The organism is Lentzea sp. NPDC042327, from assembly GCF_040647275.1.
GTDB lineage: Bacteria > Actinomycetota > Actinomycetes > Mycobacteriales > Pseudonocardiaceae > Lentzea.
Map to the genome: position 1 here is coordinate 394,291 of NZ_JBEZBX010000007.1, position 13,148 is coordinate 407,438.

Genomic DNA, 13,148 nt, shown 5'->3' on the forward strand with positions numbered 1-13,148 from the left:
CGATGGCGTTGCTCGACCTCGACCCGAGGGTCGTCGCCACCGCGCGCGAGCTCGCCGCGCGGGCGGCCGAACCCGTGGTGTCCATCGCGAAGGCGCACACCACGGTCGCGGTCGAGCGCGCCACGCTGCGGCTGGCCGGCATCACCGGCGCGGACTCCACCCACCGCGCCGGTGACGTGCCGTGGGTCAACCGCGTGATCGACACGGTCCGCGAGCAGTGCGGGCTGGAGCACGGGGTGGTGCTGCCCGCGTTCCACGCCCTGCGGCAGCACAACCTCGCGAGCCTGACCGAGCTCGCCGAGGCCACCGCCGCCGGGCAGGTCCAGTTCTCAATCCCCACTGGCAGGGACCTGAACGCAGTTAAGAAGGCCGCCACCTCCGCCATCACCAAGGGCCTCAAGACGGTCGACCGCAACCGCGTCCAACGCGAGAAGCTGGTGCAGAAGTGGGGCGACCCCGCGCAACGCCCGTGGATCTACCTGATCGTCGCGACCGGCGACATCGACGAGGACGTCGTGCAGGCGCAGAACGCCGCCCGCGCCGGCGCCGACGTCATCGCCGTGATCCGCTCCACCGGCCAGTCGCTGCTGGACTACGTCCCGGAAGGCGCCACGCACCACGGGTTCGCGGGCACCTACGCCACGCAGGAGAACTTCCGGATCATGCGCGCGGCGCTGGACGACGTGTCGAAGGAGGTCGGCCGGTACGTGCGGCTGACCAACTACGCGTCCGGCCTGTGCATGCCCGAGATCGCCGTCCTGGCCGGGTTGCAGCGGCTCGACATGATGCTGAACGACTCGATGTACGGCATCCTGTTCCGCGACATCAACCCCATCCGCACGTTCGTCGACCAGCGGTTCTCCCGCCAGGTCCACGCGCGCGCCGGCATCATCATCAACACCGGCGAGGACAACTACCTCACCACCGCGGACGCCGTCGAGGCCGCCCACACCGTGACGGTGTCCCAGCTGCTCAACGAGCACTTCGCCCACGAGGCGGGACTGCCCGACCACCTGCTGGGCCTCGGGCACGCGTTCGAGATCAACCCGAAGGTGCCCGACTCGTTCCGGCTGGAGCTCGCGCACGCGCTGCTGGCCCGCGAGCTGTTCCCGGACGCGCCGCTCAAATGGATGCCGCCGACCAAGCACATGACCGGCGACGTGTTCAACGGCTACCTGCTGGACGGGTTCTTCAACCTCGCGGGTGTCCTCACCGGACAGTCCATCCTGCTCGTCGGCATGATGACCGAGGCGGTCGTGACGCCGTTCCTGTCCGACCGCGACCTCGCGCTGCAGAACGTCCGGTACGTGCTCAACGCGGCCGGCAGTCTCGCGGAGGACTTCCGGCCGGCACCGGACGGGTTGATCGTCAAGCGCGCGCACCAGGTGCTGGGCGAGGCGGTGGACCTGCTGGAGCGCATCGTCGGCGACGGGCTGCTCAACGCGATCGCCGACGGCACGTTCGGCCTGATGAAGCGCCCGGCCGACAAGGGCAAGGGCGCGGACGGCGTGGTCGAGAAGGCTCCCGAGTACTTCAACCCGGCTTCGGACCTGCTGGAGGCCTCGAATGTCTGACGCCAAGAGGTACGTCCGGCCCTACGGCGACACGACCGGCGACGGCATGGTCCAGACGTCGTTCACGCTGCCGATCCCGTTCGGTCCCAAGGCGGACGGCGCGGCGCAGCAGCTCGCGAACAGGATGGGCATGGACCCCGCGATGGTGGTCCACTCGCACCCCATCGGCGACGACTTCACGTTCTTCGTCGTCTACGGCTCGGTCAAGCACCTCGTGGACCTCGACGAGGTCAAGGTCGTCGAGCGCGAGTACCCGCTGCTGTCACCGGCCGAGGTGAACACGACGCTGAAGAAGGTGTTGCGGCGCAAGCTGGTCGTCGTCGGCGGCTGCATCGGCACGGACGCGCACACGGTCGGCATCGACGCGATCCTCAACATCAAGGGCTTCGCCGGCGAGAAGGGCCTGGAGTACTACCGCGAGCTGAAGGTCGTGAACCTCGGCGCGCAGGTGAGCGTTCCGGAACTGGTGCGGTCCGCCCGCGCCGAGAAGGCCGACGCGGTGCTGGTCTCCCAGGTGGTGACGCAGCGGGACGCGCACATCCTGAACACGCAGGAGATGTCGGCGGCGTTCCGCGAGGCGATGGGGGACCGGCGGCCGCTGCTGGTGGCGGGCGGCCCGCGGTTCGACCCGCTGATGGCGGCCGAGCTGGGGGTTGACCGGGTTTTCTCCCGGGGTACCACTCCGGGCGAGGTCGCGAGCTACCTGGTGCACGCGATGCAGGAGAAAAAGGGGGTCGCCGCGTGAGCGGGGCTTTGGTCGAAGGTTTCACCGTGGCACACCGGCGTTACGTGCCGCACTCGCACGCGCATTACGGCGGCAGCCTCGTCGACGGTGCCTACGGGCTCGGCATGTTCGGTGACGTCGCCACCGAGATGCTCATCCACACCGACTCCGACGAGGGCCTGTTCGCGGGCTACAGCTCCGTGGAGTTCGTCGCGCCCATTCAGGCCGGTGACGTCATCGAGGCCGTGGCGACGCTGGTGCGCATCGGGAAGCGGTCGCGGGAGATCGAGTTCGAGGCCCGCGTGGTGTGCCGTTCGGCGCCCGAACGCGGCCCTTCCGCGGCGGACGCGCTGGCTGAACCGATCGTCGTAACGCGCGCCCGCGGCACCGTGGTCGCGCCGAAATCCGCAGAATAGCAACAAGAACCGCGGGTGTGGACCGACATCGAACGCCCGCACGCCCCAGCTCGACCCGGCAAGACGGCTCCTGTCCCGGCGCCGCCTTGCCGGGTCTGTCCGGCCGTCGCTCTCCGTGAAGATGAGAGCGGTTCAGCCCAATTCCGGTCCGAGCTGAATTAAACCCGCAACCTCTGCCGCCCTCGCCCGTTGGTCAACACAGAGGTAGCTACAAGCGGGGAGGAACGGCGCAGTGAAGATCGACCACCACGGGGAGACACCCCCGTACGAGCAGGTGCGTGTGCACTACGCACACGCCATCGCAAACCGCGAACTGCCGGTCGGCGCCAAACTGCCCACAGTGCGCGCGCTCGCGAAAGACCTGGGCCTTGCGGTGAACACAGTCGCTCGCGCCTACCGCGAGCTGGAGGAAGCGGGACTCGTGGAAACACGAGGCCGGGCGGGCACCGTGGTCAGCGCGAACGGTGACAGCAACCGCGAGCGGGTGCGTTCGGCAGCGCACGCCTATGCGTCGATGTCGGCCGAGTTGGGACTGTCGAGAGAAGAGGCGCTGGAGATCGTGCGGGCGGCGTTCCGGGCCTGATGGGGCCGGACGTGCCGGTCGGGCCACCGGTGTCGAGGTAAGGGGCCACGGGCCTCGGGTGCGGATGCCACGCGTCAGGCGGGACCTTGAGTGTCTGAAAGGACGTCAGGAGCCTAGATGCGGGTCGTGGGCAGCGGCAGTGCGCTCATCGCGTGAACGACGCGAGCGCAGGGCCCCGCCCACCCTGGGGGCAGACCGCCCACCTCCACCCACCATAGCGAGAGTCCGCGCGTGTCAAGCCCGCGGCTCGCGAACCTGTGGACAACCGAAGCCCTGTGGACAAGTCGCAAGCCACGCCCGAATCGTGCACCGGGCGTTCGGCGAGGTGTCGCTACGGGCCCGGACGAACCGCCGTGCCCGCCCGAGTCAGGGCGGGCATGGACGCCGGCGTCGACAACGCGGTGGCCGCTTGGAATGACGACATCGCGCTCACCCAGTTGAGCCGCGATGCGCCCGTCGTGCTCGACACCGCGGGTCTGGCCAGAGGTGGAACACCGCCGTCACGGCCAGTTCATCATGCTGCGGGCGCCGCGTGGCCGAGTAGTCGTATCTGTATGCCTGCCTGCTCCAAGCAGGTGATCACGACCGCCACGAACGTGCACGCCACTCACCCGTTTGCGGACCCTCTTACCTGCCCTTATGCGGTTAGGCTGCCCCGTGAACCGCAGATAACTGACTCATCAGTCAACTTAGGGGTGGGAGATGGTGCGGACCGTCCGGGACGGCCTGCGGCGCACGGCTGAACAGGACCAGTTCGTCGAGCTCGCCAGGCGGTTCGCGGCGGAGGAGATCCGCCCGCGGGCCCGCGCCGTGGACGAGGCGGACACCGAGTCGCCGCTCGACCTGTGGGAGAAGGCGTCGCGGCTGGGGCTGACGACGTTCATGATCCCAGAGGAGTTCGGCGGCGGCGGGATCACCGACCTCACCACTCAGGTGCTCGTCCAGCAGGAGCTGTGCCACGGCGACATCGGCATCGGCAACCTGCTCACGTCCAACGGCTTCTTCAGCGCGCCGATCGACCACCTCGGCACCCCTGAACAGCAGAAGCGCTTCCTCGGTCCACTCGGGACGGACCTGCCGCCGGTGACCGCCGTCGCGGTCACCGAGCCGGGCGCCGGCTCCGACGCGGCGAGCATCCGGACCTCGGCGCGGCGCGACGGCGACTCCTACGTCCTCAATGGACAGAAGACCTGGATCTCCAACGCCCCGTACGCCGCGATGTTCGTGATCTTCGCGACCGTTGACCCCTCCTTGCGTTCCCGTGGTGTCACGGCATTCGTGGTGCCACGGGACACGCCCGGCCTGACCGTCGGGCCGCCGTTCCGGAAGATGGGGCAGCGGGCGATCGTGAACGCGGAGGTGTTCCTCGACGACGTGCGCGTGCCCGCCGAGAACCGGCTCGGCGAGGAGGGGCAGGCGTTCTCGGGCCTGATGCGGACGTTCGACGCCTCGCGAATCCTGATCGGCGCAGCCTGCACGGGTCTGGCACGCGCGGCGCTGGACTTCGCTTCCGCTTATGCCGCTGAACGCGTGCAGTTCGGCGTTCCGATCCTGCGGCACCAGGCCGTGGCGTTCCGGTTGGCCGAGATGGCCACGCGCGTCGACACCGCGCACCTGCTGACGCTGCGGGCCGCTGCGCTGCACGACGCGGGGGAGGCGGTCGCGCAGGAGTCCGCGATGGCGAAACTCGTCGGTTCCGAGAACGCGATGTGGTGCACGCACGCGGCCGTGCAGACGTTGGGCGGCTACGGCTACTCCCGCGAGTACCCCGTCGAGCGCTGGATGCGCGATGCCAAGCTGGAGGAGATCGAGGAAGGCACCTCGGACATCCAGCGCCTGATCATCTCGCGCGGGCTGGGTGCCAGGTGATCTTCTCCGATCCGTCGTCCGTCGCGGTGGTGGGCGCGAGTGACGACCCGGCGAAGTGGGGGCATTGGCTGGCGCGCGGTGCGTTGACCGGCAGCGACCGCCGGGCCGTGCACCTGGTGAACCGCGGTGGCGGGGCGGTGCTGTCGCGGCCGACCGTGCGGACGCTGTCGGAACTGCCCGAGGCACCGGAGCTGGTGGTGCTCGCCGTGCCTCCCCAGCACGTCGCCGCGGTGGTGGACGAGGCTCTGGCGTTGGGAACGCGCGGTTTCGTCGGGATTCCGTCGGCGATGGACGAGTGCGTGGTCGCGCGCATCCGTGCGGCGGGGGCGCGGCTGCTCGGGCCGAACTGCCTGGGCGTGTACGACGCGGCGACGTCGCTGCACCTGGCGTGGGGGCAGTTCCAGCCCGGTTCGCTGGGGGTGGTGTCGCAGAGCGGGCAGGTGGGGCTGGAGATCGCCGGACTCGCCGCGGCCGCCGGGCTCGGGGTGTCGCGGTTCGTGTCGGTCGGCAACCAGGTCGACGTGACGGCCGCGGAAGCGTTGCTGGACCTGGTCCCGCATGAGTTGACCGCTGTGGTCGGGGTGTACCTGGAGAGCTTCGGGCCCGGGATGCTGACCGCCCTGTCGGAGCTCCGGTCGGCCGGGAAACCCGTTGTGCTGCTGACGGTCGGTGCTTCCGCTGCCGCACGGGACGCCGCACTGTCGCACACCGGCGCACTGGTGTCCTCTTTGGACCTCGTGGACGCCGCGTGCCGCCGGTCCGGGGCCGTGCGGGTGGCGACGCCGGCTGCCCTGGTGGACGTTGCCACTGTGGTGACGCGAGGGGTGCCGCGCGGGACGCGGGTCGGGATTCTCGCGGACTCCGGCGGGCAGGGGGCGATCGCGGCGGATCTCGCGGTGGGTGCGGGGCTCGCGGTGCCTGCTCTGGCCGCCGTGGGCGGGCTGCCGGCCGGTGTGTCGGCGCGCAACCCGATCGACCTGGCCGGGGCGGGGGAGCAGGACCTGGAGAACTACGCCCGTGCCGTCGAGGTGCTGGTGCGCGGTGGTGAGGTCGACTCGGTCGTGTTGTCCGGCTACTTCGGCAGTTACGGTGCGGACACGCCTTGCCTGGAGTCCACCGAGGTCGCCGTCGCCGCCCGGATCTGTTCGCTGGCAAGGGAGACCGGCGTTCCGGTCGTCGCCCACTGCATGTGCGCCGACTCCGCCGCGGTTCGTGCTCTGCGTGCTGGTGGCGTGTCCGTTCAGCACACGATCGAGCGCGTTGTGGGTGCTCTCGGTAACGCTGCTCGGTTCGGTGCCTCCGCCGCGGCCGGGACCGGGCCGTTCAGCGGCCCGGAACTGTCGGTGCTGGCTGGAAGAATTGAAGCTGGGGGACCCCCTGCGGGGGACCCCTGCGTGAGCACGCGCGAGAGACCGGGGATCGCGTACCGGCCAGGCTACCTGGCAGCTCGTGAGCTGCTGGACTTCGTCCGCTTCCCTCGCGCCCACGCCGTGACCACAGCCGCAGAGGCCCGCGCCACCCCGCTCACTGCCCCGTTCGCGCTCAAGGCCGACTGGCTGGCGCACAAGACCGAGCACGGCGGCGTTCAGACCGGTCTCACCGACCCGGCCGCCGCCTTCGAGGAGATGGAGGCCCGCTTGGGCCCCGGCACGTACGTCCTCGAAGAGATGGACACCCGCCCGAACACCGTCGAGCTGATCATCGGCGCCCGGCGTGACCACTCGTTCGGCCCAGTGGTCCTCGTCGGTGCCGGCGGCATCCACGCGGAGCTGCACCGCGACACCGCCCTCGAACTGGCACCCGTCACCCCGGCCACCGCTCACGCCATGCTCAACCGCTTGCAGGCCATGCCGCTGCTGCGCGGCTGGCGCGGCGCACCACCCGTCGACCTCGTCGCTCTGACCCAGGTCATCACGTCCCTCTCCCGGCTCATCGCCACCCGTCCCGACCTGGCGGAGATCGAGCTGAACCCGGTGCGCGTCGGCCCGGACGGCGTGGTGGCCGTGGACGCGCTGATCACCCCCGCCGATGCCGCGCTGACCGAGTCAGGCGACCAGCAGGTGGCCTGATCGCCCTGTCCTGTCCGGAAATGCCGGGAGGACGCGCGGGAACAGCAGAGGTGTGGCGCGGAATAAGCGGCGCGTCGGCGACGTTGTCTGCTACAGTCCGGGTAGGCAGTGCGCCGCAGAGCGCATGTAAGCACCTACCAGCTGCTGGACCATCCGAAGTCCGCAGCGAACCAGCCCCCAGCTTCTGAACGCTGGCGGACTCACATCTGCAGCGCTTTCCCACGCACACGAGGCGGGGCGGACGAGCGCATCTGCACGCAACCCTCCCGAAAGGACAGACCGATGCACATCGGTGTACTCGACGTACGCAACAACAAGGCTTTCCTCCTCGACGGACCGGTGGTGCCGCAGCAGCTCGTGCGGCAACACGACCTGCGCAGGGGCGACCGGGTCACGGGGGAGGCGCACGACGGCAAGCTCACGTCGGTCGACACGGTCAACGGGCGCAAGCCGCACCGGCGGCCCAGGTTCGAGGAGCTGACGCCGCTCTACCCCAACGAGCGGCTGCGGTTGGAGCACGACCCCGAGGAGCTCACCAGCAGGGCGGTCGACCTGGTCATGCCGGTCGGCAAGGGGCAGCGGGCGTTGGTCGTGGCGCCGCCCAAGGCCGGCAAGACGATGGTGCTGCAGCACATCGCGCAGGCGGTGGCCAAGAACAACCCCGAGTGCCACCTCATGGTCGTGCTCGTCGGGGAACGGCCGGAGGAGGTCACCGACATCCGCACCACGGTGCCGGGGGAGATGTTCACCTCGACGTTCGACGAGCACCCGCGGGAGCACATCGCCACGGCGGAGCTCGCCATCGAGCGGGCCAAGCGGCTCGTCGAGGACGGGCAGGACGTGGTGGTGCTGCTGGACTCGCTGACCAGGCTGGGGCGGGCGTACAACCTCGCGGCGCCCAGCGGCGGGCGGATTCTGAGCGGTGGCATCGAGGTCGGGGCGCTCAACCCACCGAAGAAGTTCCTCGGGTCCGCCCGCAACATCGAGGAGGGCGGCAGCCTCACGATCTTCGCCACGGCGCTCGTGGAGACCGGGTCGGTGGGCGACACGGTGATCTTCGAGGAGCTCAAGAGCACCGGCAACGCCGAGCTCAAGCTCGACCGCAAGGCCGCGCAGCGGCGGGTCTTCCCCGCGATCGACCTGCACCAGTCGGGCACGCGCAAGGTGGAGCTGCTGGTGTCCGGACAGGAGCTCGCCATCACCAACGCCGTGCGCAGGGCCATGGCCGACCGAGACGTCGACGTGCTGCTCGACGGACTGCGCAAGACCCAGGGCAACGCCGAGTTCCTGCGCCAGATGTCGAGGTGAACCGGCCGTCGGCCAAGATGGGGGAATGAGCTTCCTGCAGGTCACGTGGACCGATCCGGCCACGGGCGCGCGCGGCTACCTCGTCGTCGACCGGTTGGTGCGCGGGGTGTGCAGCGGGGGACTGCGCATGCGGGCCGGGTGCACGCTGGACGAGGTGCGCGGGCTCGCGGAGGGCATGACGGCCAAGGAGGCCCTCAACTACGACCCCGGCGCGCGGTACGTGCCGCTCGGGGGTGCCAAGGGCGGCATCGACTTCGACCCGTACGACCCGCGGGCGTTCGACGTGCTCACGGCCTACCTCTACGCGATGTCGCCGTACATCGAGCGGTTCTGGACCACGGGGGAGGACCTGGGGCTGCGGCAGTCCACGATCGACGCCGCCATCGAGAAGATCGGGTTGCAGTCGTCCATCCAGGCCGTGTACCCGCTGCTGGACGACGAACACCAAGCGCGGCAACGACTTCAGGACGCCTTCGCGGTCACGGTCGACGGCGTCGGCCTCGACGAGCTGGTCGGCGGCTACGGCGTCGCGACGGCCGCGCTGGAAGGGATCGAACGGCTTCGGCTCAGCAACCCCACCGCGTTCGTCCAGGGGTTCGGCTCCATGGGCGGCGCCACGGCCCGCTACCTCGCCAGGGCCGGGGTGAAGGTCGTCGGGCTCGCGGACGTCCACGGGGTGGTGGCCAACCCGGCCGGGCTCGACGTGGAGGCGCTCCTGCTGACCCGCGACGCCCACGGCGGCATCGACCGCTCCGAGCTCGCCGCGGACGACGTGCGGCTCGACCGGGACCGGTGGCTCGACGTCGAGGCGGACGTGCTCGTGCCCGCCGCGACGAGCTATGCGATCGACGAGCACAACGCGTGCGAGGTGAAGGCACGGCTGGTCGTCGAGGCGGCGAACATGCCGATCACCAGGGAGGCCGAGGACCTGCTCGGCGCGCTGGTCATCCCGGACGTCGTCGCGAACTCGGCGACCAACTCGTGGTGGTGGTGGACGTTGTTCGGCGACATCGAGCCCACGGCCGAGTCGGCGTTCGCGAAGATCGACGAGAACATGCGCCGGCTGGTCCGGCAGGTCGTCGGCGCGCCCCGGCCGCGGGCCGCCGCCGCACAGCTCGCCGCTGCTGCCGTTCGGGAGATCGAAAAGCGGTTCTGAAGCCGTACACTCGGCGCATGCCCGGCCTGCAGCACACCGTGACGATCGCTGCCCCGCCCGCCAAGGTCTGGGAGGTGGTCTCCGACGTCGAACGCTGGCCGGAGCGGATTCCCACGGTCGACAGCGTCGAACGGCTCGACGCCGGCCCGCTGGCGGTCGGGTCGCGCACCCGGCTGGTGCAGCCGCGGCTGTCGCCCGCCGTCTGGACGGTCACCGAGCTGACCGAGGGCACCTCGTACACCTGGCAGTCGCGGTCAGCGGGCGTCACGGTCACCGCCGCGCACGTCGTCGAACCGCTGGCCGACGGCAGCAGGCTCACCCTCACGCTGACCATGTCAGGGCTGATGGCCGGCGTCGGCTGGCTGCTCACCCGGTCGCTGACCAGCCGGTACGTCAAGGCCGAGGCCGCCGCCGTCAAGACCGCCGTGGAGTGACGGCTCAGCCCAGCGGGCCGAACAGCCACGCGCCGGGACCGTTCGGGTCGTCGGAGAAGTAGAACGCCCTGAGCGCGGCCAGCAGGTCCTCGCCGCTGACCAGTCCGTCGCCGTCGCCGTCGAGCCGGGTGAACCCGGCGCGCGCGTCGGCGGGGCGCACGTTCAGCAACGCCCCACTCGCGCGCACGTACTCGTCCACGCCGAGGTGGCCGTCGCCGTCGTGGTCCGCCACGGCCATCAGCGCGTCCACGAACGGCACGTACGCGTCGTCGAACACCTCGGGGCGTTCCAGCAGGCCGGCGACGAACGCCGTCTTGTACTCGGTGAGGCTGACCAGGTCGTCGTCGTTGGTGTCGGTCACGGCGGAGAGGTGGTCCCACGCGGCCAGGAGCTGCTCGCGGAACCGCTTCGCCCGCAGGTCGTCGGCGGCCAGGCCGAACTCGCCGGTCGTGCGCGCACCGGCGAGCTCGAAGTCCGCGCGTTCGACGCAACCGTCCTGGTCGCTGTCGTAGGTCTCGAACCTGCGGGTCAGCTTGCGGTCCAGGAACGGCGTGATCTCCATGCGCCTGTTTACCCGCTCAGCGCTTCTTGACGCGCGCCGGGGCCCCCACGTAGTCGGCCAGGTGCTCGCCGGTCAGCGTCGAGCGGCCGGCCACCAGGTCCGCGGGAGTGCCCTCGAACACGACCTTGCCGCCGTCGTGGCCGGCGCCGGGCCCCAGGTCGATGATCCAGTCGGCGTGCGCCATCACGGCCTGGTGGTGCTCGATCACGATGACCGACTTGCCGGAGTCGACGAGCCGGTCCAGCAGGCCCAGCAGCTGTTCGACGTCCGCCAGGTGCAGGCCGGTGGTCGGCTCGTCCAGCACGTAGACGCCGCCCTTGTCGGCCATGTGCGTGGCGAGCTTGAGGCGCTGGCGCTCACCGCCGGACAGCGTGGTCAGCGGCTGGCCCAGCGACAGGTAGCCCAGGCCCACGTCGTTCAGCCGGTCCAGGATCGCGTGCGCGGCGGGCGTGCGGGCCTCACCGGAGCCGAAGAACTCCACCGCCTCCGCGACCGGCATCGCCAGCACCTCGGAGATGTCATTGCCGCCGAACTTGAACTCCAGCACCGCCTGGTCGAACCGCTTGCCCTCGCACACGTCGCACGGCGACTCGATCGTGGCCATGATGCCCAGGTCGGTGAACACCACACCGGCGCCGTTGCAGTTCGGGCACGCGCCCTCGGAGTTCGCGCTGAACAACGCCGGCTTCACGCCGTTGGCCTTGGCGAACGCCTTGCGGATCGGCTCCAGCAGCCCGGTGTAGGTGGCCGGGTTCGACCGGCGCGAACCCTTGATCGGGGTCTGGTCCACCACGATCGCGCCGGAGTCCTTCGGCATCGACTGGTGGATGAGCGACGACTTGCCCGACCCCGCCACACCGGTCACGACGGTCAGCACGCCGAGCGGGATGTCGACCGACACGTCGCGCAGGTTGTTCTTCGACGCGCCGCGGATGGACAGCGTCCCGGACGCCTTGCGCACCGACGGCTTGAGCTCCGCCCGGTCGTCGAGGTGCCGTCCGGTCACGGTGCCGCTGGCGCGCAACCCCTCCAGCGTGCCCTCGAAGCAGATCGTGCCGCCGTCGCGGCCGGCGCCGGGACCGATGTCGACGACGTGGTCGGCGATCGCGATGGTCTCCGGCTTGTGCTCGACCACGAGCACGGTGTTGCCCTTGTCGCGCAACCGCAGCAGCAGGTTGTTCATCCGCTGGATGTCGTGCGGGTGCAGGCCGATCGTCGGCTCGTCGAACACGTAGGTCACGTCGGTCAGCGCGGACCCGAGGTGCCGGATCATCTTCACGCGCTGCGCCTCACCGCCGGACAGGGTGCCGGCGGGGCGGTTGAGCGAGAGGTAGCCCAGTCCGATCTCGACGAACGAGTCGAGCGTGTGCACCAGCTTCTCGACCAGCGGTGCCACGGACCTGTCCTCCAGCCCGCGCATCCAGTCGGCCAGGTCGCTGATCTGCATGTCGCACAGGTCCGCGATGGACACACCCCTGATCTTCGACGAGCGCGCGGCCTCGGTGAGCCGGGTGCCGCCGCAGTCGGGGCAGGTGCCGAACGTCGCCGCACGGTCCACGAACGCCCGGATGTGCGGCTGCAGCGCCTCGCGGTCCTTCGACAGCATGGACTTCTGCAGCTTCGGGACCAGGCCCTCGTAGGTCAGGTTGATGCCGTTGACCTTGATCTTGACCGGTTCCCGGTAGAGGAAGTCGTGCAGCTCCTTCTTGCTGTACTCGGCAATCGGCTTCGCCGGGTCGATGAACCCGGACTGCGTGAACGTCTGCACCGTCCACTGGTTGTCGACGTTGTAGCCGGGCACCTTGATCGCGCCCTCGAGGATCGACTTCGACGAGTCGTAGACCTCGGTCAGGTCGATGTCGGAGACCTGACCGCGGCCCTCACAGCGCGGGCACATGCCGCCGGTGATGGAGAACTCGCGGCGCTCCTTGACCTTCTGGCCTGCCTTCTCGATCGTCACCGCGCCCGCGCCGCTGATCGACGCGACGTTGAACGAGAACGCCTGCGGGCCGCCGACGTGCGGTGCGCCCAGGCGGCTGAACAGGATGCGCAGCATGGCGTTGACGTCGGTCGCGGTGCCCACTGTGGAACGCGGGTCGGCGCCCATCCGCTGCTGGTCCACCAGGATCGCGGTGGTGATCCCCTCCAGGAGGTACACCTCCGGCCGCGGCAGGGTCGGCATGAACCCCTGGATGAACGCGCTGTAGGTCTCGTTGATCAGCCGCTGCGACTCCGCGGCGATCGTGCCGAACACGAGCGAGCTCTTGCCCGAACCGGACACGCCGGTGAAGACCGTCAGCCGCCGCTTGGGGATCTCGACGTCGACGTCCTTCAGGTTGTTCACCCGCGCGCCCCGCACGCGGATCATGTCGTGGGTGTCGGCCTCGTGCGCGTTGGTGGCGGCCGCTCTCCTGGAGGTCATGGCGACAAGCTAACTCGCAGACCCCCGTCCC

10 protein-coding genes and 1 pseudogene are annotated in these 13,148 nt (G+C 70.0%); 9 read left to right on the forward strand and 2 right to left on the reverse strand.

The features are described 5' to 3' along the window. Nucleotides 1–2 precede the first annotated feature (2 nt). From AB0A63_RS20790 to AB0A63_RS20830, 9 genes and pseudogenes are all read left to right on the forward strand, one after another. Nucleotides 3–1,574, forward strand: coding sequence for a lysine 5,6-aminomutase subunit alpha (locus tag AB0A63_RS20790; RefSeq protein WP_360393625.1), 1,572 nt, complete (start codon nucleotides 3–5; stop codon nucleotides 1,572–1,574). Further along, nucleotides 1,567–2,319, forward strand: a complete 753-nt coding sequence (locus AB0A63_RS20795) for an OAM dimerization domain-containing protein (protein WP_360393627.1) — start codon at nucleotides 1,567–1,569, stop codon at nucleotides 2,317–2,319. Before AB0A63_RS20790 ends, AB0A63_RS20795 begins: the two co-directional genes overlap by 8 nt. Nucleotides 2,320–2,345: 26 nt before the next feature. Further along, a complete protein-coding gene (locus AB0A63_RS20800) occupies nucleotides 2,346–2,714 on the forward strand; it encodes a hotdog fold domain-containing protein (protein ID WP_360393630.1) in 369 nt (122 codons plus the stop codon). A 232-nt stretch (nucleotides 2,715–2,946) separates the two neighbouring features. Continuing rightward, nucleotides 2,947–3,297, forward strand: coding sequence for a GntR family transcriptional regulator (locus AB0A63_RS20805; protein ID WP_360393632.1), 351 nt, complete (start codon nucleotides 2,947–2,949; stop codon nucleotides 3,295–3,297). 702 nt (nucleotides 3,298–3,999) lie between these two features. Beyond that, entirely contained in the window at nucleotides 4,000–5,166 is a 1,167-nt protein-coding gene (locus AB0A63_RS20810) for an acyl-CoA dehydrogenase family protein (protein ID WP_360393635.1), read from the forward strand. Then, complete coding sequence (locus tag AB0A63_RS20815; protein WP_360393638.1) at nucleotides 5,163–7,235, forward strand: acetate--CoA ligase family protein; 2,073 nt, start codon at nucleotides 5,163–5,165, stop codon at nucleotides 7,233–7,235. Before AB0A63_RS20810 ends, AB0A63_RS20815 begins: the two co-directional genes overlap by 4 nt. A gap of 354 nt (nucleotides 7,236–7,589) precedes the next feature. Continuing rightward, nucleotides 7,590–8,543, forward strand: a pseudogene (gene rho, locus AB0A63_RS20820) (transcription termination factor Rho); the annotation flags it as partial. A gap of 25 nt (nucleotides 8,544–8,568) precedes the next feature. Beyond that, nucleotides 8,569–9,699 carry a Glu/Leu/Phe/Val dehydrogenase dimerization domain-containing protein gene (locus tag AB0A63_RS20825; RefSeq protein ID WP_360393640.1) on the forward strand — a complete coding sequence of 377 codons (1,131 nt, stop codon included), beginning with the start codon at nucleotides 8,569–8,571 and terminating at the stop codon, nucleotides 9,697–9,699. 17 nt (nucleotides 9,700–9,716) lie between these two features. Next, nucleotides 9,717–10,133, forward strand: coding sequence for an SRPBCC family protein (locus AB0A63_RS20830; RefSeq protein ID WP_360393643.1), 417 nt, complete (start codon nucleotides 9,717–9,719; stop codon nucleotides 10,131–10,133). Between the two features lie 4 nt (nucleotides 10,134–10,137). Here the strand turns inward: AB0A63_RS20830 and AB0A63_RS20835 are convergent, their stop codons facing one another. Both AB0A63_RS20835 and AB0A63_RS20840 read right to left on the reverse strand, forming a co-directional pair. After that, nucleotides 10,138–10,695, reverse strand: a complete 558-nt coding sequence (locus AB0A63_RS20835; RefSeq protein ID WP_360393646.1) for a hypothetical protein — start codon at nucleotides 10,693–10,695, stop codon at nucleotides 10,138–10,140. A gap of 16 nt (nucleotides 10,696–10,711) precedes the next feature. Continuing rightward, entirely contained in the window at nucleotides 10,712–13,117 is a 2,406-nt protein-coding gene (locus AB0A63_RS20840; RefSeq protein ID WP_360393649.1) for an excinuclease ABC subunit UvrA, read from the reverse strand. Nucleotides 13,118–13,148: the final 31 nt, after the last annotated feature.